Source organism: Mesorhizobium sp. B3-1-9 (genome assembly GCF_006439595.1).
GTDB lineage: Bacteria > Pseudomonadota > Alphaproteobacteria > Rhizobiales > Rhizobiaceae > Mesorhizobium.
Genome location: NZ_VFTJ01000029.1, coordinates 19,638 through 46,612, shown reverse-complemented (window position 1 = coordinate 46,612; position 26,975 = coordinate 19,638). Strand labels below are relative to the sequence as shown.

The 26,975-nt window shown below is 59.6% G+C and carries 25 protein-coding genes; 12 read left to right on the top strand and 13 right to left on the bottom strand.

The features are described 5' to 3' along the window. On the bottom strand, positions 1-252 hold a 252-nt coding region (locus tag FJW07_RS29935; protein ID WP_140859744.1), incomplete at its 3' end, for a hypothetical protein. A 131-nt stretch (positions 253-383) separates the two neighbouring features. Here FJW07_RS29935 and FJW07_RS29930 point away from each other — a divergent pair. Beyond that, on the top strand, positions 384-794 hold the full coding sequence (locus FJW07_RS29930) for a hypothetical protein (protein ID WP_140859743.1): 411 nt from the start codon (positions 384-386) through the stop codon (positions 792-794). Further along, positions 788-1,396 carry a hypothetical protein gene (locus FJW07_RS29925; protein WP_140859742.1) on the top strand — a complete coding sequence of 203 codons (609 nt, stop codon included), beginning with the start codon at positions 788-790 and terminating at the stop codon, positions 1,394-1,396. The genes FJW07_RS29930 and FJW07_RS29925 overlap by 7 nt, the downstream gene beginning before the upstream one ends. Here FJW07_RS29925 and FJW07_RS29920 read toward each other — a convergent pair. The 7 genes from FJW07_RS29920 to FJW07_RS29890 all read right to left on the bottom strand — a co-directional run bounded on the left by FJW07_RS29920 (position 1,383) and on the right by FJW07_RS29890 (position 7,298). After that, positions 1,383-1,922: a hypothetical protein gene (locus FJW07_RS29920; RefSeq protein ID WP_140859741.1), complete on the bottom strand. Its 540-nt coding sequence runs from the start codon at positions 1,920-1,922 to the stop codon at positions 1,383-1,385. The genes FJW07_RS29925 and FJW07_RS29920 overlap by 14 nt on opposite strands. 349 nt (positions 1,923-2,271) lie before the next feature. Continuing rightward, positions 2,272-3,261, bottom strand: a complete 990-nt coding sequence (locus tag FJW07_RS29915; RefSeq protein ID WP_246680905.1) for a hypothetical protein — start codon at positions 3,259-3,261, stop codon at positions 2,272-2,274. A gap of 1,290 nt (positions 3,262-4,551) precedes the next feature. After that, entirely contained in the window at positions 4,552-4,761 is a 210-nt protein-coding gene (locus FJW07_RS29910; protein WP_140859739.1) for a hypothetical protein, read from the bottom strand. 28 nt (positions 4,762-4,789) lie between these two features. Beyond that, positions 4,790-5,032, bottom strand: a complete 243-nt coding sequence (locus FJW07_RS29905; protein ID WP_181182759.1) for a transposase — start codon at positions 5,030-5,032, stop codon at positions 4,790-4,792. 72 nt (positions 5,033-5,104) lie between these two features. Beyond that, the gene (locus FJW07_RS32330) at positions 5,105-5,506 is read right to left on the bottom strand and encodes a transposase (protein WP_140859737.1); all 402 of its coding nucleotides are present in this window, start codon (positions 5,504-5,506) and stop codon (positions 5,105-5,107) included. Between the two features lie 284 nt (positions 5,507-5,790). Then, positions 5,791-7,077 carry a dGTP triphosphohydrolase gene (dgt, locus tag FJW07_RS29895; RefSeq protein ID WP_140859736.1) on the bottom strand — a complete coding sequence of 429 codons (1,287 nt, stop codon included), beginning with the start codon at positions 7,075-7,077 and terminating at the stop codon, positions 5,791-5,793. A gap of 5 nt (positions 7,078-7,082) precedes the next feature. Further along, positions 7,083-7,298 (bottom strand): hypothetical protein, encoded by a 216-nt coding sequence (locus FJW07_RS29890; protein ID WP_140859735.1) that lies wholly within the window; start codon positions 7,296-7,298, stop codon positions 7,083-7,085. Positions 7,299-7,780: 482 nt separating this feature from the next. Here FJW07_RS29890 and FJW07_RS29885 point away from each other — a divergent pair, with 482 nt between their 5' ends. From FJW07_RS29885 to FJW07_RS29875, 3 genes are read left to right on the top strand one after another with little or no spacing between them, the layout of a single operon-like run. After that, on the top strand, positions 7,781-8,146 hold the full coding sequence (locus FJW07_RS29885; protein ID WP_140859734.1) for a MarR family winged helix-turn-helix transcriptional regulator: 366 nt from the start codon (positions 7,781-7,783) through the stop codon (positions 8,144-8,146). Further along, positions 8,143-9,192: a serine/threonine-protein kinase gene (locus FJW07_RS29880; RefSeq protein WP_140859733.1), complete on the top strand. Its 1,050-nt coding sequence runs from the start codon at positions 8,143-8,145 to the stop codon at positions 9,190-9,192. The genes FJW07_RS29885 and FJW07_RS29880 overlap by 4 nt, the downstream gene beginning before the upstream one ends. Then, positions 9,189-10,721 (top strand): hypothetical protein, encoded by a 1,533-nt coding sequence (locus tag FJW07_RS29875; RefSeq protein WP_140859732.1) that lies wholly within the window; start codon positions 9,189-9,191, stop codon positions 10,719-10,721. The genes FJW07_RS29880 and FJW07_RS29875 overlap by 4 nt, the downstream gene beginning before the upstream one ends. 270 nt (positions 10,722-10,991) lie before the next feature. Here FJW07_RS29875 and FJW07_RS29870 read toward each other — a convergent pair whose 3' ends face one another. Next, positions 10,992-11,570, bottom strand: a complete 579-nt coding sequence (locus FJW07_RS29870) for a hypothetical protein (protein WP_140859731.1) — start codon at positions 11,568-11,570, stop codon at positions 10,992-10,994. A 459-nt stretch (positions 11,571-12,029) separates the two neighbouring features. Between FJW07_RS29870 and FJW07_RS29865 the strand changes: the two genes are divergently transcribed. From FJW07_RS29865 to xth, 5 genes are all read left to right on the top strand, one after another. After that, complete coding sequence (locus FJW07_RS29865; RefSeq protein ID WP_140859730.1) at positions 12,030-16,442, top strand: hypothetical protein; 4,413 nt, start codon at positions 12,030-12,032, stop codon at positions 16,440-16,442. 349 nt (positions 16,443-16,791) lie between these two features. Continuing rightward, positions 16,792-17,130, top strand: a complete 339-nt coding sequence (locus tag FJW07_RS29860; protein WP_140859729.1) for a hypothetical protein — start codon at positions 16,792-16,794, stop codon at positions 17,128-17,130. Positions 17,131-17,787: 657 nt separating this feature from the next. Continuing rightward, positions 17,788-18,543 carry a DUF4142 domain-containing protein gene (locus FJW07_RS29855; RefSeq protein WP_140859728.1) on the top strand — a complete coding sequence of 252 codons (756 nt, stop codon included), beginning with the start codon at positions 17,788-17,790 and terminating at the stop codon, positions 18,541-18,543. Between the two features lie 25 nt (positions 18,544-18,568). Then, complete coding sequence (locus tag FJW07_RS29850; RefSeq protein ID WP_140859727.1) at positions 18,569-19,174, top strand: general stress protein; 606 nt, start codon at positions 18,569-18,571, stop codon at positions 19,172-19,174. Positions 19,175-19,287: 113 nt separating this feature from the next. Further along, positions 19,288-20,058, top strand: a complete 771-nt coding sequence (gene xth / locus FJW07_RS29845) for an exodeoxyribonuclease III (RefSeq protein WP_140859726.1) — start codon at positions 19,288-19,290, stop codon at positions 20,056-20,058. 197 nt (positions 20,059-20,255) lie between these two features. Here the strand turns inward: xth and FJW07_RS29840 are convergent, their stop codons facing one another. The 4 genes from FJW07_RS29840 to FJW07_RS29825 form a co-directional block, all read right to left on the bottom strand. Then, a complete protein-coding gene (locus FJW07_RS29840) occupies positions 20,256-20,471 on the bottom strand; it encodes a hypothetical protein (RefSeq protein ID WP_140859725.1) in 216 nt (71 codons plus the stop codon). Between the two features lie 650 nt (positions 20,472-21,121). Further along, the gene (locus FJW07_RS29835) at positions 21,122-21,340 is read right to left on the bottom strand and encodes a hypothetical protein (protein WP_140859724.1); all 219 of its coding nucleotides are present in this window, start codon (positions 21,338-21,340) and stop codon (positions 21,122-21,124) included. Positions 21,341-21,852: 512 nt separating this feature from the next. Further along, the gene (locus FJW07_RS29830) at positions 21,853-23,097 is read right to left on the bottom strand and encodes an FAD-dependent oxidoreductase (protein WP_140859723.1); all 1,245 of its coding nucleotides are present in this window, start codon (positions 23,095-23,097) and stop codon (positions 21,853-21,855) included. Positions 23,098-23,101: 4 nt separating this feature from the next. Beyond that, complete coding sequence (locus tag FJW07_RS29825; RefSeq protein WP_140859722.1) at positions 23,102-24,490, bottom strand: PLP-dependent aminotransferase family protein; 1,389 nt, start codon at positions 24,488-24,490, stop codon at positions 23,102-23,104. 284 nt (positions 24,491-24,774) lie between these two features. Between FJW07_RS29825 and FJW07_RS29820 the strand changes: the two genes are divergently transcribed. Continuing rightward, a complete protein-coding gene (locus FJW07_RS29820) occupies positions 24,775-25,920 on the top strand; it encodes an ABC transporter ATP-binding protein (protein WP_140859721.1) in 1,146 nt (381 codons plus the stop codon). After that, a complete protein-coding gene (locus tag FJW07_RS29815) occupies positions 25,917-26,969 on the top strand; it encodes an ABC transporter substrate-binding protein (protein WP_140859720.1) in 1,053 nt (350 codons plus the stop codon). Before FJW07_RS29820 ends, FJW07_RS29815 begins: the two co-directional genes overlap by 4 nt. Positions 26,970-26,975: the final 6 nt, after the last annotated feature.

Below are 26,975 nucleotides of genomic sequence, written 5' to 3'. Positions count from 1 at the left end.
GTCTAGATAAACCCGTACATTTCCAAACTGGTCCCGCTCCGCCGAGGGCAGGACTTCCGCCAGCTTTGCCGAGTCCCCGTCTTCGATCACTCCGCTGGCAGCAATTGCAACAATGTCAGGAAACACATGGCCATCAGCCTCGATCCCCAATTCTCTCGTCAAGGTAAAGTCCATTGCGATTGCCGACGAGATAGGGATATTCGCGCACACGGTCATTAAACACGCCAGAAAACGCAAACCTGTCACGCTCATCCGATAGACGCTCCGAGATATTTGGAGAACTGCGCAAAATTCTCTCTAATTCTGTTTGCATAAGGGATCGAAATCCGCAATCTCGCTTTGTCGGGTCGAGTTTTATGAATGTCTGTTGTGAGCCCCTAGGAATGGTCAAGCGACTTCGCGTTATTTTGATTGCAGGCTCTGCGGCGCTATTGACGGCAGGAACTGCTGAAGCGGCTCAGCCCGACCTCCTTGTACTCCCCGACAGGTTGAATTGCCTTGTCGCGAACTATGAGGCGTATTTGCAGACGAGCGACGATCCTATCGTCATTTTCCTTGACGCATGCCCCCGTGTTGTCCCTACGACGGAAGAACTGCTTGGATCGGCCACAAACTCGGTGCCGAGCATAAAGAAAAAGATTACAGGGCCAGCATCGCCCGACAGCATCATTGCGCTCAGCAAGCGTGAACTGACATGCCTGGTGAAATACCTCGGCAATGGCACGATTCAGCCTACTACGGAGAAGGGTGCAGGGGGGGAGGCCCTGGTGCGGCTCCCGATCCCAGAATGTTGAATCCGGGTACGACTGACGAGAATTATCTAAAGGATAAGAGCGGGACGCGCGTATCGAAGCTGGCCGTTTTCAAAGACGCTCTTGAGACTCTCTCATATATTGTGGTTGCATGTGGAGTTCCAATCTTCTTTTGGCAGCAGTCAGATCAAGTTGCCGCAAAGCGGGTTGAGAACACATTAGAGTATATACGCCTGTACCAGGCTGACAGAGTTGCCTCTTCCCGCGAGCAACTGGTATCGTCGTGGTTCACTTATTCTGAACAAGTGAAATTCATCAATGTTGGTGGTATATCGTCGAAAATGCTCGACCATTTCGTGACTTTGATGATTGATGAATCTGTCAAGGAGAACAAAGATTATAACCTGCGCAAAGCCTTGCTCGTGCTGAATGACTTTTTTAATCAGCTAGATATCTGCATCAAAAGCAAAGCCTGCGATAAGAAGTACGCGCAGACATATTTTTACGCAGAAGCCGGCCAATTTGAAAATCTCTATGGGGGATGGTTTCGTAAAAACAGAGAAGACTTAAATCTCGCCGATTTTGGCAGTGGATTGGAGGCAATCGCGCAGAGCACAGCGGCGGACGCAACTACCTCTCCTTGACGAGTTTCTTAAGACGTGCCTTCATTTCTTCCAAGGTTCCGCTGTCTTTTTTCTTTAACCCCGCGAGATAAAGCTGCACGGCAATCGGTGCCATTTTATCTACATTTGTTCTCTCAGGCGCATCGGGGAAAACCAGACATCTTGGAGCAAATTTAGAGGCCAAGTCGCCGAAAGCGTACTGGACTGTGAAACCCCGGATCAGGCCCTTTTTGTCCTCCATAGTGTAATATATCGCCCACGCATCGTAGACCCCTGCCATGAGGAACTCGATCGATTTGTCGGTGCTGAGAGTGGGGAAGTTTTGCTCCCAGGAAGTACGGTCATCGACAAGTTGCAATTGATTGTTGTCTCCCAATTTGGGAAACACCCTGGCGACTATGCCCTTTGTGCCATGCTTACCTTTTTCAACGCATGGCGACTTAGCAAAGTCCATATTAGGTTGTAACGTTTCCTCCGCCAAGCTGGGGGTGATCCCGGCATAAACTACAAGCAGTAAGAACGCACCGGCCAACGTCAATTTTCTCATTTGTGTTTCCCAAAAATCTCAATTTGCTCGTAGCGAGTGATTTTGACAAGTAGCCGCATGACCTGCACGTCTACGCCGCAAATTGCACCTTGCGTGGCTTGAGATATACGCACTAGGGCGGGCATATTGGACCCCTAGTTCCTTTGCCTCAAATTGGGAAGCCGTGAGATTGGTGCGACTATGTAAGCCCAAAGGGTTCTTCGATAACTATCATTCAGCCTTCCAATTCGCCGCAGTCTGGCACGCCAGGTACTTCCGGCCGGATAGAAGGCTGCCACGCCCGATCCGCGACCCGAAAACCGCATGTTTCCGCCGGCCCATGAACAAGGCTAGGCAGCACATATCTCGTCTAGATGAATTTTGCCTGGTACCGTTCCTGCGGCGCCAACCAGCTTTCGATAAAATCCAGCGGATCGACGCTTTCCATCATTGCTTTCGCGAGAGCCAGACGCTCCTCCAGGCGCTTGCGGCGATCTTCGTCGTCGGTAGTGTTCAACCGCTCTTCGGCATCGAGGAAAAAGCGCTCTACTGTCATCGCCCTGCCCCACCTTGCAATGATGTCGGCAAGCTGCTGCTGGCTGTCGGCTAGTGCCTCAGCCACCTTGCGGGCATCCTCCTGCTTTAGATAGCGCTGCCACTCCTCCTCTCGTTCTTTCTTCCTTTTCGCCGCCGCCACCTCCTCGGCGTCCATAAGGCGCTGAAGAGTGCCCTTGGCCGCCTTCAATGTTTCCGCGATTGTAGGGATCAGAGCGCCAAGCGGTTTCTCCCCGGTCTCTTGCCAGCTAACCGACCAGTCGACGCCCTTCTTCGGCGAGTAGGCAATGACCCGAAAGCGCCCGCAGGGCACGTCCTGCTCTCTCGTCCAGGAATGCGTTAGCTGCCAAGGCTTGGCGGATCGGATGAGCCTGCTGTCCTCCCGATGGTATTCGCCATCGAAGTATCGCACCGTCACTCTTTCGGTCATTTCGGTGATGGCGAGCCCGATCGGCACCGTGTCGACATAGAGGACGGTAGGTCGATCCGGAGCCCAGATGCTCCCGGAGTGATAGTGCCCGTATTTGCGATCCTTGCTCTCCACCTCCTGTTCCTTGATGCGGATGCGATCAAGGTCGTCGGCGGCCGGCGCGATTTGAACGCCGTATCCCTTTTCGTCCAGCGCGAGATAGAGATCGTTGGCAATCGAGAGTGCGCGAAGCAACTGAGCCTCTGAGGAAATCAGATCCGGCAGGATTCTCTTGTAGGGCCTAAGGAACTCGCCCTGCTTTACGTCGCGTGTTTTTCGCATGTGCTCTTCAACGCCGAAGAGCAGTGGATGGCGCGCCGGACGCTGCGGTTTCATGGCAGGCCTTGACTGGCGAACAGAGCCTTCCTTCACGGTTCTCTTTCGTCGAGGCTTTGGGGTCGAGGACGTTAGCTCGATCAGTTCGTCCGATGCCTCCGACAGTGGCGGCAAGTCTACCGCGAGCCCGAGCAATTTACGCGTCCAATATCCAGACCCAGGATAGGGAACTTGATACCGCTTACATATTGATGCCAGCACCGTGCCGGAAATTCCGAGCTCTGGAGCGATTTTGCTGAGAGGCCTCTCGCAGACTCGATTGTAAAGCTCAAGGCGTGTCAGTTGCACGGCGAAAAGTTCTCAGTTCGATCGCGGTCGATATCGCACTGCCAGCAGCGGCTGGTGATACACATCGCTCGTCATCCGCCTATCAGCGGTTTGGGTAACTTTTAAGACAGCGTGGCGCCGGCGTATCGATTCAGAGCAGGCAGTCAAACGTTCGCACTTTGTGCGATCAACGTCGCAGACAGCCGATCAGAAACCTTGTCGACAAGAAGCAGCCTGCCCTCATGACAACGCCGCAGCCATCCAGGGCCTAACCTCACGACAGTGCGGAACCACTTCCACAATATCCGTGGACAATCGCAATCGCCGGTTGAGAAGCACATTGCAAATTGTGGAACCAGTACAATTGTTTCGCATCGGAGCGCACATTGCGACCAAGTCTCACAATGTGTCGAGGGCGCTAAAAATCCCATAAAAAACAAACAGCCGACCGAGCCACAATGTGTGGTCTTTTATCTTGCCATCCCTCGGTTGTGCTTTCCGTGACATTTCCTTTGCATCGCCGTTAATTCTATAATATACGATAATACACTATTCTATGCTCTATGACGCGATACCATATTCTGGCGTCGAGTACCGATGTGCCGTGCAGTCTTCCGCGCTCTGCGACGGCGTAGCAGCGCTGCTTATTTGCAGCACGGGAACCGTAGTGGCGCACTTTTCCAACGGGCTGACGGAGCAACATCACAGGCAATCCGGCGCAGTCCGGCCGTCTCACGATCGGCACGGCCGCAGGCCATGGATCGCCCGCCCCGTCTGCAAGCGGAATGTTTTGAGAGGCACACCCGGTCTGCACCAATGTATCCGGCCTCGACGCTTTAGGCGCCCTGCCAAGATGGAGATTCGCGCGCCCAGCTCCTAACAAGATACACGACCTCGAAAGGGCCGCTGCCTGCCGACAGGTTTGTCGAACGCCGATCAACCGTTGGACCATCTCTATGTACTTCCTCCCGCAAACTTCATGCAGCCAAGCAGTTGCCGGGACGCGCCCACTCGACCAACTCGTTACCCTTTCGAGGCCGTTACGGCTTCATAGGGGAGTTGCTTTGACATCACGGCCCAAGCGATCCGGGTCAGCTTGTTGGCAAGCGGAACGACCACTACATTGCGCTTGGCACGCTGTAGCAGCGCTTCCAGCCAGGCACCGAGCCGGATGTCCATTCGCGCCAGATATGGCAGTGCCGCTCGCGCGCAATGGATCAAAAGCACGCGCATATAGATGCTACCGCGCTTGCTTATCCCGTCAACCGCGGCTTGCCGCCGGTCGTGATCGGAAGTGGAAGAAGCCCAGCCAGGCGGCGAAGTCACGTCCCTTGACGAACGCCGACACGTCGCCGACCGCTGCCGCCAGCGCCGTCGCGTTGAGCGCGCCAATGCCTGGCACGCTACGCAACAAACGAGCCCGTTGATCGCTCTTCGCGAGCGCTTCGAACTCTCGGTCGAGCTGCTTAATCCGATGATCGAGTGCGTGCAGTTCGTCGACCATGTCGTGAAGGAGTAGCTGCATCCTAGCGGTTAGGATTCTGTTGTACGGCGGGGTTCTCGCGCAGCCACAGGTTTAGCTTTGGGCGCCCTTGGGAATGACAATGCCGCTATCGAACAGCACACCGTGCAGTCGATTGATCAGGGCCGTCCGCGTGCCGACCAGCCGCTCGCGCGCACGGTGCAAAGTCTGCACATCGAGTTGCTCTTCCGACTTGACCGGTACGAAGCGCATGTTGGGTCGTGTCGCCGCCTCGGCGATTGCCTCGGCATCGCGATCGTCGTTCTTGTGCGACTTCAATACGGTTTCACATACTCTGGCGGCATCAGCCCGACATCGTATCCGAGCGAGGCAAACTGACGAGCGAGGTGAGCGAGCGAAGCGGTTGGAGAAGCGCGGTCGGCGGCGCTTGGCTGTGAGCACGGATGCGCGCAATCGTAGCTCCCAGGCGTTCTGGGGGATCCACGTTGAAGCCATGAACTAGAGCAACATGGACGTTCGCGAATACGCTGCAGCGCTGCATCTCTCGCAGTTTTCGCCGTCCACATAGCGAACCCGCATGTCTTCAGAACCGCCAATTTCGCATCAAACTATTCATCGGTGCCATTGATTATTGTAACACCAACTTTGCACTCTGGAGGTTTCTGGCCTGCTGTGTTCTGCAAACACACGGCATCAGTTCGATGCGGCTTGCGTTTCGCTTACGTGTACATTGAGCCGTTTGCCAAGCCAAAGAGCAGCCACTGCCGGGGCATGCCGTTTCACCTGACAATCGGGTCGAGGACAGATCCTGTGGCAGCGCCGGTAAGTCGAGAGTGTAGTGCGATCGCCTCAGATTCAGACAGACTCGCTATGCAATCGGCGACGAATCTTGCTGGGCTCGTCCCAGCTATAGGCCGGAGATATCGCAAGCGCACGGGCAGAAAGGGCGGATATCCGTCTGGATTGTGCGGGTGGGACGTCAGGGCGTCATACAGGTCAGTGATGATCTTTTTCTGACCATGTTGCTGCGCCGCGAGAGTCGGGCTACCAATGATATAATCCCGCGTGATTTGCTTAAGTATTTGGACCTCATTTACGAGGTCTTCATCAAATTTAACAGCTTTCTCCTGAGACGGGTTATCATTAATCGATATGGCACCGATATACTTCCCTATGAGCGTTGACGTCAGCCTTCGCAACTGTTCGCGCTGCTCTCGCGCGCCTTCATATGGTTCGGACAAGAGGATGCTATACGTGCCGTCGAGGAATTCTTTGAGGCGGTTATAGGCTTCCGTCAGGGCAACTCGGCGAACTGGGTCTTTGCTTCCTCCCATGGCATGGTCGATGATCTTGTCCTTCTCGGCAAACACCTTCTGCCAAGGTAACGCGTTGCACCGATGAAAGTCTTCAAGGTCGTGGACCGAATACGCGACGTCGTCGGCCCAATCCATCAGCTCGGCCTCCAGCGTCTTCTCGGCGTGCTGATGAAAGGCCCGGGCAAATTGGAAGTCATCTGCCTCGGACTGGTAAGCCGACCATTTGCGAGCCTGCTTGCCAGTTTTCTGACGGTACCAGGGGTATTTGAGCGACGCAGCTAAAGTTGCACGGGTCAGGTCCATTCCATCCGCATCAGGGAAGCGGATCGCCAGCTTAGTGAGTATGCGAAAAGACTGAGCGTTGCCCTCGAAACCGTCGTCGTCGTGCCGTATCACTAACTCGTCGAGGGTGTGCTCCCCAATATGACCAAAAGGCGGGTGACCAAGGTCGTGAGCCAAACAAGCCGCCTCCACCACCTCCGGGTCAAGGCCCCTGAAGGCAGCCGCCTTTGCTTGCTCTCTCACCAGCTTCTGGGCGAGGCGCCGTCCGACTTGCGCGACTTTTATTGTGTGCTGTTGGCGGGTATGGAAAACATTCGCCTCCCCGGCACGCACGATTTGCGTTATGCCGGCGAGCCGGTGGAAGGCTGACGAATACAAAATTCGGTCGCGATCACGCTCGAAGTCGCTTCGCTGATCGCCTGTGCCCTTGCGATGGTGACGGGCGCTGCGATCGGTGTCGCTCCACACTAAGGTCAGGCGGCAACCTTCGCGGGCAAAATCAGGGTCCAGTCTGTACCAATTTTGATCCGACCTCGTTCGGCAGTGCGCTGAATGGCGAGCTGACTATCCGGACGCGGGTATCCCTTTGCCACTAACGCGTTGCAAAGCGCAAGCGCAGTCGCGCTGCCACCCAGTTCTACAAGGGTTCCGACTACTTGCTCATCGGATGGAATTTCGGCGTATGCCATCGCTGCACCTCGCAGTCAGAATGAGAGCAAAACGGTTGGGAATTGGTTAATGTTCCTCGACCCGTACGGCACACAAATTCTCCCCACGCCGAGAGCGTAATTTCTGGGCCTATTCAGATACCACACCGGGTCCGCCTCAGGCACCTGTATCCGCGCCCACGCTGAAGCATGGGGTTCCTTGCATGCGAGTCGCCCGACATAGATGACCTTCGCAGCTGGCGATGTCAATTGCCCTTAAGGCTATAGCGGACCAACCCGCGTTCAGCCTTAACGCAGGTAGCATTCTTTCAGCACGGGGTCGAAGCACGCCGAACGGCCCAATTTTTCTATGCTTGTAGCTCCTAGCGAACACGGCGCGAGATTGCACTAGCGCGATGTAGAACGCGCCCGCTAAAGAGGTGCCATTCTGCCGGTTAAATGGTCACTTGCAAAGCCGGCATTTTTGCGTATATTCGTATATGAATGTAAATTTGGAAATGAATATGATGGGCGGCCTCACCTCAAATCAGCGCGCGAATGTTCGGCGTCTTTCTGAAGCTCTCAGACCGTTAAGAGACCAACTCTACCTGGCACACATGACGAGCCTTTTGGCGATCGCCGCGGAGCCCGGTCTGTCTGTGAATGAACTCGCCGATCGCGTCGGCATCCCTCAACCGTCGGCGAGCCGTTTCGTGTCGATTCTTCTCGGCCGGTATCAAAGTCCCGATACCGCACCGCCCATTCCCTTGATCGTTCAGGCCGTGAGTTCTGACGACCCTCGTCGGCGTGCTCTCTTTTTATCCCAACATGGGGAAGAGATAGTTCGCGGCATTTTAGCATCAATGGAAAAGGCGGGAGAGAGGGATTGACTGCGTCTTCGCAATTGCAAGGACTTGTGCTGGACGACGGCTGGAAAGTTGTAACCGCGATACCTCGGCCTGCTGGCAGCACCGGCGGGATGTTTTCGCACAGCTACCTAGCACAGAAGGGGGAGCGAACCGCTTTCTTGAAGGCATTTGATTTTTCAGAAGCGTTCCAGCCGGGTGTGGACACGCTTGCAGAAGTTCAGGTGATGATTGCGTCATACGAACACGAGCGCAACGTGTTGGAACACTGCAGGGGCCGGCGGATGTCGCATGTCACGCTGGCCTTGGCCCACGGCTCAATCGCTGTGCCTGAGTACAGCACCATGGAAGGACGAGTCTACTATCTCCTGTTTGAGAAAGCCGAGGGAGATATCCGTGTGCAGATGGATGAAGCCGATTCATCCGACGTTGTGTGGTGCATGCGAGCATTGCGGGATGCATGTCTGGGTCTCGCACAGATTCACCGAGAACGCATCGCGCACCAAGATCTAAAGCCCTCCAACGTGCTTTGCTACGCAGACCGGGGCTTCAAAGTCGCTGACTTCGGCAAGTCTTCGATGGGGGGAAGATCGATCTGGCATGATGATCTCGCGTTCCCGGGCGATCGAACGTATGCGCCCCCGGAACTCCTTTATGGGCACGTCAGCCCCGATTTTGTCGTCCGTCGGATGGGTAGCGATTTCTACATGCTGGGCAATTTGGCTGCCTTCCTGTTCACCGGCACAAACATGATGGCCTCACTGCTTGCCCGTCTTGATCCGCAGCACCATTGGACCCGGTGGATGTCCGACTACGCATCGGTATTGCCCTACCTGCAGGAAGGGTTTGCAAGGACCCTGGAGGAGTTAAGTGCACGCCTGTCGGCCGAGGTGCGCACTGACGTACTTGCTTTGGTGAGAGAGCTTTGCAATCCTGATCTCTCCCTCCGAGGTGACCCCAAAGCAGTAGGTAAGCACGATCACTATTCGATAGAGCGCTACGTCGCTCGGCTAACGCACACGGTCAAGGTGCTTGAAGTTAAAGCCAGATTGGCGCGGCGAGTGGCATGATACCCACGATCTGGACGACTCAACGCCGACTGGTACCCCGGTGGCGAAGTCTGGCGGTTACGATCGATGCCAAGGAACTAGCATCTCCTGCAAAGATCGATGAAAAGAAAGCCAGCTACGCGCTTGCGGATCACCTGCTAGAAAAGCTCAGCATGTGGCGCAACGCGCCCAGTATTATTGCCGCAGGTGAACTGGTGGAAGCGGCCTTGGTGGAGGCGCGCGAAACCGAAGCGATCTCCGCTGCCCGGTTTCTGCTTGACGAAAGATCGACCGCCACCTTGCCTCTTAAGCGTCTGGCGGGTCTCGCCCTCAAACGCGCCGGACGCCAAGCTGAGTTGCCCGCCGCTCTCACCATTCTTCCAAGAGTTGACAAGAACATCTGGCGAAAGCGGACCCGTCTCTATCCGCAAAGTCCGCTCGCCTGGGTGGAACTCGCCTTGTTTGACGTTGCCTCAGGATGCCGAGAGGCCGCATTGCGATCCATGCTAATCGCACTCCAATTGGCACCGAACGATCGACACGTATTGCGGTCTGCGGCCAGGCTGTTTCTGCATCTGCACGATCCTGCGAAGGCATACGACATATTAGCCAAGAGCGGCCGAACACCGACCGATCCGTGGCTGATAGCCGCGGAGTTGTCGATAGCCGAGCTAGCTCATCGAAAGCCACGCTATTTTGAACAGGGACGGCGGATGGTTGACCAGGGACAATTTTACCCCCGGCAAGTATCGGAACTGTCTGGAGCTATGGCCACCCTTGAACTTCAGGCAGGTAGGAAAAAGCGGGCACGCGATCTATTTCGCCAAAGCACGCTCGATCCGACGGGAAATGCCCTAGCCCAAGCGGAATGGGCTTCACCAGCATTTGGAATCGAGCTGGTATCGTCGCATCGCCTGGTGACCGCACCTGAAGCCGACGAGGCGACGGTTTTCCACTTGCTTCGATCCCGTCAATATCGGGATGTGCCCAATGCTTGCAGGAGATGGTCAGATGCCGAGCCTTATTCTATTCGACCCTTTGAGATTGGGTCTTCGACCTCTGGGATGATCGGCGATCTCGAGCAAGCACTTGAATTTGCCGATAAGGGTTTGCTCGTCCGGCCGGATGCACCGATTCTCCTGAACAATCGCGCCTTTGTCTTGGCCCACGTCGGCAGGTTGAAAGAGGCCGAACAATGCCTGCGGCCTATCGGGCAGTACGATGAAAAGAACTGGCTGATTAAGCAGGCAAATTTGGGCTTGATCGAGATGCGGAGGGGAAACTACGATGCCGGCTCTAAGCACTATTCGGATGCAACTGAAGGCTTCAAGAAGGCCGGCAACGCGTTGATGGCTGAGGTGGCGAAGCTCTTCTTTGCCCGGGAGGCGGCAGTAGCAGGCCTGCCTGCGGCAACTGAGTTGGTCGTCGCATGTCGCGATAACTTCAAGAAAACCGACATGGCCGCCTTTGAACATGTTCTGATCGAAGGGGAGAATGCGTTGGCATCATCAAGCCGCGAGCAGAATTCGCGCATTGCACCGAAGAAGTAGCGATTAGTTGCAAATCGGAAGTCTTTGCAGGGCCTCGACCATAGCGCACGGTCGGAGGTTACGGAGTGTCATCAGGCCCCGCGCAGGGGCAGCCGGTCGGGGGAGGAAGGCAGCCTTCAGATATTGCTGATTGCACTGGCGGCGCAATTTCGCCGTGAGGGATCAAGGCGAATCATGTGCTTTGACGGTAAATCACACGTGCGCTTGTGCCACGATTTCAATGCAAAACGCACAGGTTGTCGGGACACCGGATCACATCACCCGCCTTTGCTATGACACGAGATACGTGCAATGATATCGATAGGTCACGTGTCCAAGGAAATCTTTGTTTGAGTCTTCCGACATCGTCTGGATCGTTAATGTCTTACCCTTGTACTGGCCGTTTGTGAGCGCCGCCAAGCCAACATTGCACATCTCTTCTTGACTGTGGCCGCCGCCAACCCAAGGTGAATCCCAGGAGGCGATTACAGGTTTGGCCGTGTTGGTCGGCGGTGTCGTCTGCGCTGATTTGCTCGCGCCGCAAACCGCTTGGTCCGTGATGAGAAACATATCGCAAAACGCTTTGACCTTTTCTCTAGCCGGTGCAACGTCAAGCTTGGTGATCTCTAGCAGGCGCGCCAATTCAGCCTTCCTTACCTCCATATAGCGCTCTTGAGCTTCTTTGTGGTTCTCGACATCAACCAAAGTGTTATTGTTGATGAATGCGACATATGCGTTGGCAAGCCCGGCGATAATGGCGCCGATCAAAGCGGCCAAAAAGACCGAATCTTTGAAAAGTGTACTGTTTTTAACCGGCGGGGTTAGTGCCGGTGCTGGCGGCGGCGCCTGTCCCGAACCCAAATCGGCCATCGAAATATTCCGATTTTGAAGTAAACAATGGAATTTAATATATCGCTTTCGGCACCTCATTACTAGGGCCTCGAAGTTGACCACCGCGCGGGCCTTGGGTTCATCGACCGTCCGGCCCCTCGGTTTCGCGATGCACGGCGATATTTGAATTCAATTCAAAGCAGGTGCCAGCTTCGATATAGACGATACAATCCCGATAAGATTCCCTTCCGTTAGGAGCGGCGCATTTGGGTTGGGACTGTTGGGAACAGGGCCAAACATAGAACGGATGCGCGTGATCTCCGACTGAAAATCAGGGAGGAAGTCATGTCGATTCAGAGAAAGAGGCAGCGCGCATGGTCTCCCTTCCCGGATTTTGCCGGGAGGCCGTTTCGTTTGCACTACGCTGCTATGGTTGATTCATCCAGCATGGCGTAGGGGGCTTTCCGATGCGTCTGGTATTGCTCTAAAACTCATAGTATGGGCGAAAATCCCAAATCAGGGCGCAACTTTCCCGCCGCGGGCGCCGGCGGGTCCAGTGTGGGTGGCGCTGCTGCCATCTATGGCTTCGTGCATCAGATCTTGGCGTCGATCGGTCAGCTCGTTCGCGCACAATTTGGCTCCATCGGCGCGAAAACCGACCCCAACACTATCATCGCCATCCTCGAACCATCGGCCGGCGGCGACCTCAGCCTCGAAGCCGCCGCGCGCAAGGTCATTCAGTTCAAGCACCGCGCCAAGTCGGTTTCGATCAGCGACGTCGGTGGCAAGGTTCTGCCCGACCTGTACCGCGCGCATCTAGACCGGGAAGCCGCGGAATACACGCTGAACACGACTAACGGCGTCAGCAAGCCGACGCTCGCGCTGATCCAATCGCTGAAGGCTTACGCGAGCGGCGATGCTACCGCGCGCAAGAAGATCGTGATCAACGAACATGTGAAGGATACGCTAGCGCGGTTGCGCGAGATCCACACGGCATCAGGCGCCGAACTCGCTGCATTCGATATCGGCTTCTCGACCTTCATGAGTCGCTTTACAGTTGCCCCGCGGATGGACGCCGAGCAGGCGCGCTCTGAGGCGATCCGCTTCCTCAACAAGCGTGTGCCTTACGCCGAAAAAGGCGAGCAGGCGCTGGATACGCTAGTCGGCCATCTAGCGGACAAGGCTCGCCGGAACGACGCCCGTATCTCGGTAGACAATCTCTTGTCCCGTCTCGGGTTGCCGGGCGCGTATGCGGGTCATAGCGACGCCGCTAGCGCGCGGCTCGCAACCGCGCTCGCGGGTGCACTGACTGCGCGCAAGTTCGATCCGGTATTCGACATCCGCGCGCCGATCCTCATGACGCCGAACGATCCGCTGACGCTCGTCTCGGGCAATTCCGGGTGCGGCAAGTCATGGGTGTTGTACCGGCTCGCCGCCGCGCTTGCCGAGTCGGGGAAGCCAGCCGTCCTCATCCGTGCAGCCGACCGCGAAGAGCTGGAACGGCAGCTCCGCCTGACGATCGGCGCCGGTGCTCTAGCGCTGGAGCAGCCGCTCGAAGCGTCGGTGCTCGGCCAGACCTGGCGGCGGATGCAGGATGCGCCCGACGCGACGATCCCGATTTTGTGGGAAGGCTGCCGGGACGCCGCGGTCCTCCAATCCATTCATCTCGCTGGGGGTCTCGGCCCCGGCCTGCCCCTCGTCGCCGAGTTTCCGGTGGCGCAAGAAGCTCGCCTTGAGGAGTTCGCTCAGGTGCCGATCCATCGGGTGGGCGAGTTCAGCCCAACCCAGTTGTTCGAGGCGCTCGACAAACGCGGCGTGTCGGCCGGACATGTGCCTCGCGAGATCCGCCGCATGCTGCGTTTGCCTGTTCTGTGCGGCATCTACGCCACGCTGGCGCTCGAGCTCGAACATTGGGATCCGCAAACCGAGTATCGCGTGCTCGAGGATTTTTGGGACCGCGCTAAGCATCGGGCCGGTAAGCTCGCCGGCACGCGGCTAAAGGCTATGGCGAAGAGCCTCATCGCAAAACGCCGCAGTGCGCTTACCGACGACGAAATCGTGGCTCTTGGCTTTTCTGAGACAGAGCTCGACCTACTGATCGCGGCGGGATGGCTCAGCAATGTTGGCGATCGTTGGTCGTTCGCGCATGATCGCTTGCTAACTTGGGCGATCGCCATTGCACTTGCCGGCGATTTCGAGAATGGCGTCATCGATGCCGCGACCCTCGCCGGCGAGGTCAGCGCGCTCGACAAGCGCGACGATGCCGACAAGACTAAGCTGTCCGGCCTGGGTTTTCTGCTCATGGACTTGGTGTGGCTGATCTCGGGGCTGAGCGGCCGCACAAAGGACGCCGTCGATTTTGTCGAACAGTTCGAAAGTGAGTACCGAACAGGCGCCCATACACTCTATGCCGAACTGCTGCCGACCGCCGGCAACCGGATCGTTGGCGTGCTCGAGGAGCGCGCCACCCGAGTGACCACTGGCGACGTTCCCATCAAAACCTATCTGACCGAAGCGTTTCTTGCACTGCCCCCGGTGTCCGAAACACGAGAGCCGCTGCTTACCCGATTGTGGAGCGGTGACAAAGCCGGCCGATCGATCGCGATTTCGTTGGGAGCCCGCTGGCCTCTCACGGCCCAACGCGACGACCTCTGGCAAGCCTATTGTGATCTCAACCGCGACCGCGAGACCAAGCGCTTCGACTATGATCTCTTCGAGCGGATGGAAGCCGCGCTTAAGCTGCTCGTCCGCGCCGACCCCGCCTGGCTCGGCCGTCTGATCGAAGCGGAAGACGGTCAGGAGGAACTGCGGCTGGCCGCCCTTCTGCTGAAGTCGCTCGAAACCGCGGTGGGCTCGCCGATCTGGCACCAAATGCGCGAGAAGATGTTGCAGATCATCCCCGATGATCGCCAGGCTGTGGTGATGGAATGTCTCGCCCGCTTCGGCGATGCAAGCGATCGGGAAACGCTCGAGCGGAAGATAAAGGCGGGCGATCGAAGCGCATCCTACGCAATGGAGGCATTGGCCGAGATCGATGTGGACGCCGCGCTGCGCGCGATCGAGCAGAAGCCGCCACAGCCATCGCTGCCCTATAGCCGCTATTGGCTCGATCGGCTGCTCGATCACGATCCTGGCCGCACCGCCGCGGCGCTTCGTGATTGGCTCATCGCCGCCGACCCAAGCGGCGGAAAGCTCGCGGCGCTCTGGCATGGCATCGAGGGCCGCATCGACCCGGACACGATCGTCTTGCTGCTCGACAGGCTCGAAGCGCGGATCGAGGGACCGACGCCCAATCAAGGGCGCGATCCGCGCCGCGACCTGCTGACGGTACTCGGCAGCCTGACGCTCGACCCCGTCCACGATACCCTGTTCGAATCGCGCCGCAACACGGCGCTTTCCGCTGCGATCGCCAATCGGGCGGTAACGCATCTCGACGGTACGCATGACGATGACGATGTCGCGGTTCGCCGACTATTGCGGAGAATCGGCGGCGCGGAGTATGAGCGGCTAGTGATTCATGCCCTGTCGCCCGAAGACCTTGGCAGGGCGCATAGCGGGATCACTAGCAGCATCTTTTGTGCCACCGAAACGGTGGTCGCGCGGCTCGAGAAGCTGGTGGAAGTCGGGGTTACTCCCGATGGGAGCGATGACGCCCTGCTCGATCTCTGGCGCATGCTACTAGCGATCAATCCGGCGACTTGGCGCCCCCGCCTGTTGGCGTTGCTCCTGAGCGACGACCAGAAGTCTGTCATGCTCGGCCTCCGTTTGATTCCGGAGTTCGCCGCGAAGGGCGACGAAGCGGCGGTTCTCGCCTGCTTCGAGACCAGTGCACCCGGCAGCGCGGTTGCGGCGCGGTCAATGCAGGTCGCGATCGAAATCGGCGACCCCGCCGAGGCCATGGTGGCGCGCGCGCTGGAAGAGATCCAGGTCGCCGAGAGCGGCGACGCGAGCACGACCTGTCTCAACGTGCTGCTCAATGACCGCTCCGATGCCGCCCGGACCGCCTTAGACACCTATCTCGCGCCGCTCGAGACTGCAAAATCGTGGAAGTCGCACGACAGCCAAGCGCTGGCAATTCGCCTCGGTCAGGGTGGCGCATCACCAGAACTGTGGCGCGCCGGCTTCCGCATGATGCACGGCACCTGGTTTTCTGGAGATCGCTTCCTCGAGGTCGTCCTTGACCATGACCGGCCACGCGCGATGGACGTTCTGCTCGACCAAGCGTTCGCCGCGCCAGCGACGTTCGTCAACGCGCAGCCCGATGCCATTAAGCTGCTCTCGAAGGTGGACAGGCCGCTCGCAACACAGGCGTTCGTCCAGTCGTGGAACGATCATCCCCGGCGCCGCCAACATCTGGTCGAAAGCGTCCGCACACTGGACGACAGCGCGTTCGACGCAATGATCGCGACCCTCGGCGAAGAGTTTAGTGCCGGCCAACTTACCCAGACCTATCGCGCTATCTGCGTCGAACTGCGCCGGGCACGCGATCGCGCCTGGCCGTTGCTGCTGAAGAAGTTCGACGGGGCGAGAGCGGCAGAGCGCGTGGCGCTCTGTTCGGCACTGGGTTGGACCGCCGGCGAGTCCCACGGGCTGTTACCGCTGATCGAAGCCGAAACAGACAATGAAGTCCGCCGCGAACTCTACCACAGCTGGAGGCACTGGCGGCAGGTGGAAGCCGCTGTGGCGCAGTTCCGAGAAGCCCGCTCACTCAAGACGATGGAATATGCCATCGAGTTCGGCGATCCGGCGCCGCTATGCGGCTGGGAGGATCCGCTTCGGATCATCGACGCGATCGGGGGCGACGATCGATTGATCGTCTTTGCCGAGCGGCAGTTCGCGGTGCGATTCAACAAGGTGCGCGGCTCGAAGCTCCGGCGCGTGGTCGTCCGCAAATTGCCGGGCGACGGATGAGACCCAGCGCCGCACAACCGCACCGGCTGCGCAGACCTGTTCGCAACAAGCTGATCTCAGGCCGACGCGCGGCTTCCCTTAAGGCGCGGTACACCCGCACCTAGGCGCGCCAACTTGCTCGCGCACCCGTTTCGCGTGTCTCCTCGACGCTGTGATGCACCCACAGGCGCGCCGCAGCGTGCCCTTGCAAATGCAAAAAACCGTCCCGGTTAGACCGGGACGGTTATAGATTTATGATAAAATTGGTTGCGGGGACACGCACACCCGGCGCGAGCATCGCTCGGACTCAAAGCTTGCACGCCACGTGTGGCACGGCTCCGGCCTGAAGGTTTCCCTTCCAGCGACAATCTTGGCGCGACGCTCGAGTTACCCGAACGACCACGTCGCCGGCGTCGACCCTGTATCGGCCCTCATTATTGACCCGAACCGGGTCGCCGTTGATCTGGACAAGGTAGTCAACCGGTGGAACCGGGTCGACTACGATCGTTATGGAGGGCATCCTTTCGATCTGCAACAAGACGAGCTCTGGTTTGAGTGTGCTGGCGACAGTGGCGAATTGGTTGGAATCGTACCAGGCAAATCGCACTTCGCCTTCGCTATCATTCCCCGCGGCTTTACGGAAAAGTCGCCAGCATCCTGGATTGCTTCCGCGACCTTCGAAGTGCTGTTCACATCCATACCGGCGTAGGTCGCTGTCGCACTGAAGTTCGTCGCGATAGCCCTCAGGACCGCCTTGCGTGCTGACGGCGCCACCACCTCGCCGGCTCGCATTTCCCATGCCGTGATCTGGGCCTCGTAGCTAAATTCTTCCATCAGATCCGCCGCCCCAAAGGCGGGCGCAAGGCATGCAAAAAACCAAGCATACAGCTGTCGCGAATCTTGCTCTTGCCATCAGAGTGTCAGGTCGCCGTAGAGAACGCGGCGCACATGACCGACTTCGAAGCGGCGAAAGTCGCCGATTTGATTTGCGATTTCTATTACGAGATCACCTAGCTTCGGTGCGTGCTTAGCCGCCCCGCAGCACGCGCCAGATATCGGACCAATAGGCCGTGATCAGGGAAGCCAGAGCCGCAGCCGGCAATCGGATCGCCAGCATCGCGAGCAGTTGCACCGGATCAGCAAGAGCCTGTCGATACCGGCGACAGCATGATGCAGAGCGCAGCAGCTTCCTCAGACGCGCGGCAGACGGGCCCGCCCGCGAGGAACCTACCTCGTCCACACAGCCGGTCCGAATGTCGCCGCCGGTGAAAGAGGTGCTCTCGCCACCAACCCGAAATCGTGTGGCGGCCGGAACAAAGGGGTCTGGCGCTTGTTGAGTGACACCCATTCAGCAAGGAATTTATCGATGAAACACCGCCTTCTAATGACAGCGCTGTCCACCTGCGCGGTCCTGACATTTGCCGTGCCGTCCTATGCCGCCGATAAAGCTCAGGACTTCGTCGACAAGGCCGCCGCCGGAGGCATGTTCGAGGTCGAGTCGAGCAAGATCGCACAAGGCAAGGCTCAGGATCAGGCAGTCAAAGATTTCGCGCAGAAGATGATCGACGATCACGGCGCGGCAAACGCCAAGCTGGAGACGATCGCCGGCGAGCAGAAACTGAAGGTGCCTGCCCAGACGGACGCCGCGCACAAGAGCGAACTCGACACCCTGAACACCGGCAAGGACGCATTCGACAAGTCTTACGTGCAGATGCAGCGCGACGCACATGCTGACGCTGTGAAGCTGTTCGAAGGCTACGCCAAGGACGGCGACAATGCTCAGCTCAAGACATTCGCGCAGCAGACGTTGCCGACGCTCAAAATGCATCAGGAAATGATCGAAAAGATCGCATCCGGCACCAGCGACAAGTCTTCCACGACGAGCTCGACGACGCCCGCGGTGTCCACGAGCGACACCAATAATCCGGCCGCGCCCGTGCCTGGCGCCAACAGCTTCACCGAAGCGCAGGCGAAATCGCGGATTCAGGATGCCGGCTTCTCCAATGTCAGCGCGCTGACGAAGGACGACAAAGGCATCTGGCGCGGCACCGCCCAGAAAGACGGAAAGCAGGTGACCGTAGCGCTCGATTTCCAAGGCAACGTGGTTGCCGGCGCTCAATAACCGAACTCAGAAATGGAGTGAAACAATGACCACTGTCACCGGACTTTTCGATGACTATCAGGACGCCTCCGACGCCGTGCGCGAATTGGAAGCCATTGGCGTGCCGCGAGACGACATCAGCATCGTGGCCAACAATTCCGACAATTGGTATCGGCAGGACGAGACTTCAGAAGCCGGCGAAGATGCCGCCGCTGGTGCCGGCCTGGGAGCGCTCGTCGGCGGCGCGGGCGGCCTGCTCACGGGGCTCGGGATCATGGCGATCCCCGGTGTCGGGCCCGTTGTGGCCGCAGGCTGGCTCGCTGCTACGGCTGTCGGCGCGGTTGGCGGCGCCGTGCTGGGCGGAGCCGCAGGCGGCATAGTAGGGGCGCTGACTGAATCTGGCGTTTCGGAACGTGATGCACATGTCTACGCCGAGGGCGTGCGCCGCGGAGGCAGTCTGGTGACTGCCAGACTGGATGATCGGCTTGCCGGCGAGGCTGAACGGATCCTGCGAGGAGAGCGTTCCGTCAATCTCGACGAGAGGCGTAGCGCTTACGAGGCCGGCGGCTGGACAGGGTTCGACGCCAACGCAGAGCCCTATGATGACATCGAAGCGGAACGCGATCGCGTTCGCCGAACCACACCGCTCTAAAGATACGGCCCCGTCGAAGTCTCGACGGGGCCATTTCTTCGCGGCAGGAGCGGGCACCTAAGCATCGGACCGGCTAGAGCAATATTCAGGCGGCGCCAGCAGGAATCGAGGGGATGACCCGGATCGCGACCTTCAACGTCAACGGGGTCAATGGCCGCCTGCCGGTGCTTTTGAAATGGCTTGGCGAGACCGACTATGACGTGGTCTGCCTTCAGGAACTGAAAACGTCGGACGACAAATTTCCCGTCGAGGCGATTCGGGACCTCGGCTACAGTGCGATCTGGCATGGCCAGAAATCCTATAATGGCGTGGCTATACTGGCGCGTGGCAGGGATCCGGTCGAGCGCCGTCGCGGCTTACCGGGCGATCCTGACGATACCCACAGCCGCTATCTCGAGGCGGAGATCGACGGTCTCATCGTCGGCTGCATATACCTCCCTAACGGCAATCCGGCGCCAGGGCCCAAATTCGATTACAAGCTTCGTTGGTTCGAGCGTCTCGTCGACTACAGCAAATCGCTACTAGGCGAGCGCACGGTGCTTTGTGGTGACTACAACGTCGTCCCCACCGAGATAGACGCCGTAGTACCTCGCCGCTGGTTGGGCGACGCCGTCTTCTTCCCGGAAAGCAGGAAAGCCTATGCCCGCATGCTGAGCTTGGGCTGGGTGGATGCGATCCGTCGGATCAATCCAGACAAGGGCATATACACCTACTGGAACTTTTTCTATCGCGGCGGCTACGACCGAAGCTCAGGCCTGCGGATGGACCATCTGCTCGTAAGCCCATGCCTTGCGGAGAGCATTCTGGCCGCGGGTGTCGATGTCGAGACCCGTGGATGGGAAAAGCCGAGCGATCACGCACCCGCCTGGATCGACGTCGGTTGAGACCGTTTGCCCAATCGTTCCCCAAGGCCTAACGCGAACCCGCCCCCAACCAGCGGATGAACTCTGCATCCTTCCCGGTGATTTCCTTCACCGCCTTCAAGAGGGCTTCGTGTAGATCATCCATGGCGCGGTAGTGGGCGCTTGCATCGATATCAGCGGACTAACGATGCTCTTATCTGCATGAGTGTTGTTGCTCGTCAGTGCGCGGTTGTTGGTGGGGCGATCTTCAGCAGGCGACGCTTGGCCGCCTTCGCGCGCGCTTGCCCGTTTCGGATGCGGCAGCACAGCGCAATGCCCACAGCGATTCCATGGTTATCGTCGAGCATGGCCGTCGCTTGCTTCAGCGACTGGTCAGCTCGTTTTGCGTGCTGCCGGGCAGCCGCCATTTCGAGAACTACAAGTTCGACCGTCATCCCGTTTCCTCCGCGGGTTTGGTCCCTTCAAAAACCAATCGGCGCCAGGGCGTTTTGTTCCTGCGACGGTCGGGCGCAGCCGTGGTCACAGCAGCCCCACCGGGGAAGGTGTTTGGCTGCAGCCCTTGGGCGCCGACACCGCTCCAGCCAAAACGGTCGCAAAACCACATTGATCGTTTGATCGCTCAATGTGGTCATGGCTCGCGGCAACTAATTCTGCGTTCGAGAGCCATGCGGGTTCCGCTCCATCGTTGCACAGGGGCAACCTGTCCCGTGTCGGAGCACGCCGGCTGATGGTGGCGATATTTGGTCCGATCATCGCCCGCCGACTGGGCGATCGCCTGGTCCAGTGCGCCCAAGCTGGGATATATCCGCACTGGCAGACCTGTGGGCTGCGACGCCACGCCACCTTCGGCGACGGTCGTACGATCGTATCGGGACAGGCGCATTCGCGAGCTCCGAATGGACCATAGCAGGTAGGATAATGGGACCTCAGTCCTCATTGCAGCACGAGCGATTATCGAACAACTTTTACTTACCGCCGAGTTTGAACCACGTCCCCCCGGAATAGGTGTCGGCGGCTAGGCCCGGCTCGCATAATCCTGTGTCACCCTCGATCTGCGAGCCGGGCTTTGCGCCGAAGCAGTTCATCATTTGGCAAAATCCTTTGGCGGCTCCTCCGCAATGCTGAATTCGTGGACGGTGCCTTCGCGTTCGTCGACAACCCGAAACCAGTGCTCTTGCAACGCCTTGGTGGAGATCGCCTTTCCGGTCAGGGTCTCTGCGGCGCTGAGCGCATCAGGTGCATCTGCAGATGCCGTGGCAACGATGCGTTCGCCATAGATCTCTCCGATTTGAAAGCGCGCCATCGGAAACCTCCTGAATCCAATGGCAACGCTCCCCGAAAGAGAAGGTTCAAGGTCCAATTAAGATCAGCGGAACCTAATATGCGGCTCCCACTTATGGAAAAATGAGCACACGCGGCGCCAGGCGCGCCGCGGCAATTGCTTGCCCCTTCAAACGCAAAAAGCCGTCCCGGTTAGACCGGGACGGTTATAGATTTATGATAGAATTGGTTGCGGGGACTGGATCAAGCCCGGCGTAACGATGTAGCGGTCCTATGACACCAAACGTATCGGCCTCTGGTTCTGCCGGTCAACGTTGTCCCGTGACTTCCATCACCTCAATCCGATTACCAAACGGATAGGACATGTACGACCGGTAAAAGCCATCAATCGGCTCGTCGTCGTTGCATGCAAATCCCGCCGCGTTCAGACGCGCGCGAAAGCTTTCGAGTTCGTCAACCGCAAACGAATTAGACGGGCCATCTCCCCGTTTGAGAGTCGCGCTAATCTTTAGGCCCGGTTAGCTTTGGAAGCGCTTAAAAGCGATTCGCAGCAAACGGCCCGGCGCGCCCAATACCGCGGCCGCCAACGATATCCGCGACCAGACGCGCTGTCGCCGGGGCGAGCGTCAGCCCCAGATGGCCGTGGCCGAAGGCATAGACCACATCAGGCGATTTCGTCGACGGGCCGATCACCGGGCGCGAGTCCGGCAGCGACGGCCTGAAGCCCAGCCATTGGGACGATGGTCGGGCGAGGTCGGGGAAGAACTGCCGAACGCCGCGATCGAGCAGCGCCAGCCGGCACGGATTGGGCGGCGCATCGAGCCCACCGAGCTCGACAGTGCCGGCAACCCGCAGCCTGCCGTCCATCGGCGTCATATAGAAACCGAGATCGACCGGGCAGACCGGGCGGTTGAGCAAAGGCGCCGCGGTCGAAAACTCCAGATGGTAGCCGCGCTCGGTGTCCAGGGGGATGCGGTCGCCAGCCTGGGCGGCGATCGGGCGGGACCGCGCACCAGCCGCAATCACCACCTTTTGCGCCGCGATAGTAAAGCCCGGGCAGCTCAGACGTACGCCGCCGGCACCCGCTGCGAGGCCGGTCACGCTCGCGCGCATGAATTGAGCGCCCCTGGCGATGGCGGCTGCCGCCAGCCGAGCCATCACCGACCTGGGATCGCTGACATTGATCGAATCCGGGAAATAGAGCCCTTTGGCCTCGAACGCCGCGAGCCGCGGCTCCAATGCGGCCACCTCACCGGCGGTCAGAACCTGCTGATGGACGCCGAGCTCGGCCCGCAAAGCCCGCCCGCTTTCGGAGGCGGCAAAATCGCTGTCGCGGCGGTAGACATAGAGGCAGCCGTTTCGGCGCATTAGATCCTGAAGCCCGGCCTCCTGCACCATTTCGCTCCAGGCCGGCAGGGCTTCGGCGAGCAGGCCGGCGAGCGCCAGCGCATTGGCTCGGGTTGCCGCCGGGAGCGATTGGCGAACAAAGCGAACCAGCCATGGCGCGAGCTGGAAAAGTGCTGCCCAACGCAGCGAGAACGGGCTGTCGGGATCGAGCAGCAGTTTCGGCAGCGCGCGCAGCACACCGGGATTACCGACCGGCATGCAGGCATATTCGGCGATCGTGCCGGCATTGCCGAACGAAGCGCCCGAGCCGGGCTCGTTCGGGTCGATGACCAGGACCTCGCGTCCTTCGCCGGCAAGGCGCAAGGCCGTAGCCAGCCCGACGACGCCGGCGCCGATGATGGCGATCTCGACTGATTTCGGCGCGGAGGTCATGGCCTCAGACGAAGCCCGGCAATTGCAGATGGCCAGCGGCGAGCAGCTCGGCCATGATGGTCAGCGCCGAACGCAGGTCCTCCTGCGATCGCGCCGCGCCAACATTGATGCGCACGCCATGCTGCACCGGCTCGCGCCCGACGGCGAAAGCGTCGCCCGGCAGAACGGCGACGCCGCGCTCCAGGCAGGTGCGGGCAAAGCCGGCGCCACGCCAGGGCTCGGGCAGGCGCAGCCAGGCATGCGTCGAGATCGGGTTGCTCTGAACGTCGAAGCGGCCGAGGATTTCGCTCAAGATCGCCTGGCGCTGGCGCAACTCCTGCTTCTGGATGTCGATGATGCGGGCGGCAGCCCCTTCCTCGATCAGCCTGGCGCCGATCAACGCCGTGAGCGGGCTGATGCTCCAGCAATTGATGCGGAGCGCCGCGGCGATCTGGCCGGCGATTGGGCGCGGGGCGATGACGAAGCCGAGGCGCAGGCCGGGCGCTAGGCATTTCGACAATGCGCCGAGATGGATCGTCAGCTCCGGCTCGAGGCTGGCGAAGGAGGGCGGCGGATCGTCGGCCAATGGACGGTAGACGTCGTCCTCGATGATCAGCACGTTGTGACGGCGTGCGACGGCCGCCAATTCATGCCGCCGCTCCTCGCTCAGCGTGATCGTCGTCGGATTGTGCAGTGTCGGCACCAGAAAAACGGCACGGGGGCGGAGCTGAACGCAAGCTGCCTCGAAGGCATCCGGACGCATGCCGCCGCGATCCATCGCGACGCCACGCAGATCGAGACCATGGACGCGACACAGCGCATTGATGCCCTGATAGGTCACCTCGTCGGCAAGTACTACTTCGCCATCCCTGGTGACGGCGCCGAGCACGCAGTCGAGGCCGTGTTGGGCGCCGGCTGCGAGCACGACGCGGCCGGGATCGCCATCGCCGGCGACCGATTTCAGCCAATCGGCGACCGCGACACGGCCCCAAAGCGGCCCCTCTGGCGGATGATAATCCTGCAGCGAGGCGTAGTGACGATCCTTGGAAAGGCGCGGCATCAGCGCCGCGACGGCGTCGAGATAGGCTGACGTGGGCGGCCTGTTGACGGAAAGATCGACGATGCCGCTCTGGTCGCTCGGCGCCGACACGAATCCCGGACGCTCGACAATATCGCGGGCGGCGACCGTGGTGCCGCGCCCCGGGCGCGCCTCGAGCAAGCCTTGCTCCTGCAAGGTGGACAGTGCCCGCGTCACGGTCGTGACATTGATGCCCAATGCACGGGCGATCTCGCGTTGCGGCGGCAGCCGGTCGCCGACGGCAAGCGTGCCCGCGGCTATGCGTTCGGCGATCGCGTCGGCAAGACGGCGATAGACCGGACTTTCATCCTCGGTGAGGCGAAGATTTTCGAGCATGAGGGATTCGAACTGCGGCTGACGTCTCACTTGCGGGGCATCTAGCATAAGACAACGATCCATACAATAGAGGTTGTACGACACTCAATCCGATCAAAATTATCACACAACGCCGCATTTTGGCGCTTGACGGTGAAAGTTGTCTGCATCTATGGTCGGTTTTAGCCTTATTGTGTGACCATACAAGCCGGGCGCGTCCTGTTCAGCGGGCCGGTTCCGGGAGGACGAGGCATGGATCGCAAGCAGCAGACGGAATCACCCCGCGGCAGCCGGGAAGGCGCGCGATGAGCGCCGGCCAGACCGTCGTGTCGGCAAGCGCCAATCAAGGCTTTGTCGAATTCGCCGACGTCGAGAAGTCCTATGACGGACGCAGCTTCGCGGTAACGCGGATGAACCTTGCCGTCGCGCGCGGCGAGTTCCTGACGCTGCTCGGCCCCTCCGGCTCCGGCAAAACCACCACGCTCAATATGCTCGCCGGCTTCGAGCGACCGACGCATGGCACGATCACGCTAGAGGGCCAGCCGGTCGATCGGCTGCCGCCTTACCAGCGCAACATCGGCATGGTGTTTCAGAACTATGCGCTGTTCCCGCATATGACTGTAGAGGAGAATGTCGGCTTTCCGCTTTCCGTCCGCCAGGTGAGCAAGGCCGACATCGCGGCCCGTGTGGGTCGCGCGCTCGACATGGTGCGGCTGAAGCAATTCGGCGACCGCCGCCCGACGCAGCTTTCCGGCGGCCAGCAGCAGCGCGTGGCGCTGGCCCGCGCGCTGGTCTTTCAGCCGAACCTGGTGCTGATGGACGAGCCGCTCGGCGCGCTCGACAAGAAATTGCGCGAGCATATGCAGCTCGAGATCAAGCAGATCCACACCATGCTAGGCGTCACCATCGTCTATGTCACGCACGACCAGAGCGAGGCGCTGACGATGTCGGACCGCGTCGCGGTGTTCAACAATGGCGGGATCGCCCAGCTGGGCTCGCCCGACGAGCTCTACAACACCCCGCAAAGCTCATTCGTGGCGAGCTTCATCGGAGAGAACAACACGCTGGAAGGCCTGGTCGACCGCGTTTCAGGCCAGGAATGCCTTGTCCGGCTGAGCGGCGGCGGCGAGATCACCGCGCTGGCGGTCGGGGTGACGCAAGGCGCCGCCTGCCACGTCGCCGTCCGGCCCGAGCGGCTCAGCCTGTCGGCTGCCGCCAGTGGCGGCAACGCGCTGGCGGCGACGGTCGATGGGCGCATCTATCTCGGCGATCACCTGCGCCTGCTGGCCAGGCTCGCCAACGACCAGGTGCTGACCGTCAAGGTCGGCCCCGAAGCGACGATGGCGAACGGCGAGACCGTGACGGTCTCCTGCGCGCCCAACGATTGCCGCGCCTTCCCGGCCGATGCCGGAACGGGCGGCGCCATTCCAAAACAGGGGAAAATGCAATGACACAGTTGAGAACACGCCTATTCGCGCTCGCGGCCACCACAGCCTGCATGGCTATGACCGGCGCCGCCTTCGCAGACGAATTGTCGATCATGGCGAGCGGCGGCGCCTGGCAGGACGCGCAGCGCAAGGCCTGGTTCGAGCCCTTCAGCAAGGAGACCGGCGCGAAAATCCTGGAGCAGGAATATCTCGGCGATCTCGGCAAGGTCAAAGCCATGGTTGAGACCGGCAATGTGCCGATCGACTTGGTGACGGTCGAGACCGCGACCGTGCTGCAGGGTTGCGACGCCGGTATCCTCGAGCGGCTCGACTATTCCAAGATCGGGCCGCGCGACAAATTCATCGAAGGCTCGGCGCTGGATTGTGGAGTCGGTCTCGATGCTTACGGCGATATCCTTGCTTATGACCCCACCGTGCTGAAGGAAGCGCCGACCTCGGTCCTCGACCTCTTCGACACGACGAAATTCCCGGGAAAGCGCGCCATGCGCAAGTTCCCGGCGCAGAACCTCGAATGGGCGCTGATGGCGGATGGCGTCGCACCCGCCGACGTCTACAAGGTGCTGGCCACGCCGGAAGGCGTCGACCGTGCCTTCAAGAAGCTCGACACCATCAAGAAGGATATCGTCTGGTGGGACGCCGGCGCGCAGCCGGCACAGCTTCTCGCTTCCAAGGAAGTGGTGATGACCACCGCCTGGAACGGCCGCATCCAGAACGCGATCGACACCGACAAGAAGCCGTTCAAGATCGTCTGGAACAACCAGATCCTCGAATACGACATGATCAGCATTCCGAAGGGCGCGCGCAATCCGGAGCTTGCCTACAAATATCTCGCGTATATCAGCAAGCCCGAGAACAACGCCAAGCTCGCAAGCTACATCACCTATGGGCCGGTGCGCACCGACGCGGCTTCCTTCGTCGCACCCGACGCGCTGCCGAAACTACCCAATGCTCCCGATCATCTCGCCGGCGCCTATCTCGTCGCCGACACCGAGTTCTGGGGCGACTATGGCGAGGACCTTGTCAAGCGCTTCAACGCCTGGCTTGCTCAGTAGGAAGGC

Excerpts from the sequence above, each read along its gene's own strand:
- FJW07_RS29930 (WP_140859743.1), top strand. The coding sequence starts at position 384 with ATGGTCAAGCGACTTCGCGTTATTTTGATTGCAGGCTCTGCGGCGCTA.
- FJW07_RS29925 (WP_140859742.1), top strand. The coding sequence starts at position 788 with ATGTTGAATCCGGGTACGACTGACGAGAATTATCTAAAGGATAAGAGC.
- FJW07_RS29920 (WP_140859741.1), bottom strand. The coding sequence starts at position 1,922 with ATGAGAAAATTGACGTTGGCCGGTGCGTTCTTACTGCTTGTAGTTTAT.
- FJW07_RS29915 (WP_246680905.1), bottom strand. The coding sequence starts at position 3,261 with ATGAAACCGCAGCGTCCGGCGCGCCATCCACTGCTCTTCGGCGTTGAA.
- FJW07_RS29910 (WP_140859739.1), bottom strand. The coding sequence starts at position 4,761 with ATGCGCGTGCTTTTGATCCATTGCGCGCGAGCGGCACTGCCATATCTG.
- FJW07_RS29905 (WP_181182759.1), bottom strand. The coding sequence starts at position 5,032 with ATGGTCGACGAACTGCACGCACTCGATCATCGGATTAAGCAGCTCGAC.
- FJW07_RS32330 (WP_140859737.1), bottom strand. The coding sequence starts at position 5,506 with ATGGCTTCAACGTGGATCCCCCAGAACGCCTGGGAGCTACGATTGCGC.
- FJW07_RS29890 (WP_140859735.1), bottom strand. The coding sequence starts at position 7,298 with ATGGCATACGCCGAAATTCCATCCGATGAGCAAGTAGTCGGAACCCTT.
- FJW07_RS29885 (WP_140859734.1), top strand. The coding sequence starts at position 7,781 with ATGATGGGCGGCCTCACCTCAAATCAGCGCGCGAATGTTCGGCGTCTT.
- FJW07_RS29875 (WP_140859732.1), top strand. The coding sequence starts at position 9,189 with ATGATACCCACGATCTGGACGACTCAACGCCGACTGGTACCCCGGTGG.
- FJW07_RS29870 (WP_140859731.1), bottom strand. The coding sequence starts at position 11,570 with ATGGCCGATTTGGGTTCGGGACAGGCGCCGCCGCCAGCACCGGCACTA.
- FJW07_RS29865 (WP_140859730.1), top strand. The coding sequence starts at position 12,030 with ATGGGCGAAAATCCCAAATCAGGGCGCAACTTTCCCGCCGCGGGCGCC.
- FJW07_RS29855 (WP_140859728.1), top strand. The coding sequence starts at position 17,788 with ATGAAACACCGCCTTCTAATGACAGCGCTGTCCACCTGCGCGGTCCTG.
- FJW07_RS29850 (WP_140859727.1), top strand. The coding sequence starts at position 18,569 with ATGACCACTGTCACCGGACTTTTCGATGACTATCAGGACGCCTCCGAC.
- xth (WP_140859726.1), top strand. The coding sequence starts at position 19,288 with ATGACCCGGATCGCGACCTTCAACGTCAACGGGGTCAATGGCCGCCTG.
- FJW07_RS29840 (WP_140859725.1), bottom strand. The coding sequence starts at position 20,471 with ATGACGGTCGAACTTGTAGTTCTCGAAATGGCGGCTGCCCGGCAGCAC.
- FJW07_RS29835 (WP_140859724.1), bottom strand. The coding sequence starts at position 21,340 with ATGGCGCGCTTTCAAATCGGAGAGATCTATGGCGAACGCATCGTTGCC.
- FJW07_RS29830 (WP_140859723.1), bottom strand. The coding sequence starts at position 23,097 with ATGACCTCCGCGCCGAAATCAGTCGAGATCGCCATCATCGGCGCCGGC.
- FJW07_RS29825 (WP_140859722.1), bottom strand. The coding sequence starts at position 24,490 with ATGCTCGAAAATCTTCGCCTCACCGAGGATGAAAGTCCGGTCTATCGC.
- FJW07_RS29820 (WP_140859721.1), top strand. The coding sequence starts at position 24,775 with ATGAGCGCCGGCCAGACCGTCGTGTCGGCAAGCGCCAATCAAGGCTTT.
- FJW07_RS29815 (WP_140859720.1), top strand. The coding sequence starts at position 25,917 with ATGACACAGTTGAGAACACGCCTATTCGCGCTCGCGGCCACCACAGCC.